This is a genomic window from Pseudomonas sp. CM25 (genome assembly GCF_013179705.1).
GTDB lineage: Bacteria > Pseudomonadota > Gammaproteobacteria > Pseudomonadales > Pseudomonadaceae > Aquipseudomonas.
Map to the genome: position 1 here is coordinate 1 of NZ_JABMCW010000710.1, position 652 is coordinate 652.

The 652-nt window shown below is 58.1% G+C and carries 1 protein-coding gene and 1 pseudogene; both read left to right on the forward strand.

Going from position 1 to position 652, the window contains the following annotated elements:
• Positions 1–434 (forward strand): annotated as a pseudogene (locus tag HP546_RS30850) (F0F1 ATP synthase subunit alpha); the annotation flags it as partial.
• Positions 435–482: 48 nt separating this feature from the next.
• Positions 483–652, forward strand: a 170-nt coding sequence (locus tag HP546_RS30855) for a F0F1 ATP synthase subunit gamma (RefSeq protein WP_172233830.1), incomplete at its 3' end; no start/stop codon positions are given.

Sequence of the window (652 nt, forward strand, 5' to 3'; positions counted from 1 at the left end):
CCGGTGTTTCGGTATCCCGCGTAGGTGGTGCCGCTCAGACCAAGATCATCAAGAAGCTGTCCGGTGGTATTCGTACCGCTCTGGCTCAGTACCGTGAGCTGGCTGCATTCGCCCAGTTCGCTTCCGATCTGGACGAAGCGACCCGCAAGCAGCTGGAGCATGGTCAGCGCGTTACCGAGCTGATGAAGCAGAAGCAGTACGCGCCGATGTCCATCGCGGACATGGCCCTGTCGCTGTACGCCGCTGAGCGTGGCTTCCTGACTGACGTAGAAGTCTCCAAGATCGGCAGCTTCGAGCAAGCACTGATCGCCTTCTTCAACCGTGATCACGCTGAACTGATGGCGAAGATCAACGTGAAGGGTGACTTCAACGACGAAATCGACGCAGGCCTGAAAGCCGGCATCGAGAAGTTCAAGGCCACCCAGACCTGGTAAGCCGCAGCGGGGGCCCTGGCCCCCGCTTGCTAACCTGATAGGTGATACATGGCAGGCGCAAAAGAGATTCGCAGTAAGATTGCGAGCATCAAAAGCACGCAAAAAATTACCAGCGCCATGGAGAAAGTGGCGGTCAGCAAGATGCGCAGGGCACAAATGCGCATGGCTGCTAGCCGTCCTTACGCGGAGCGTATCCGCCAGGTGATCGGTCATCTGGC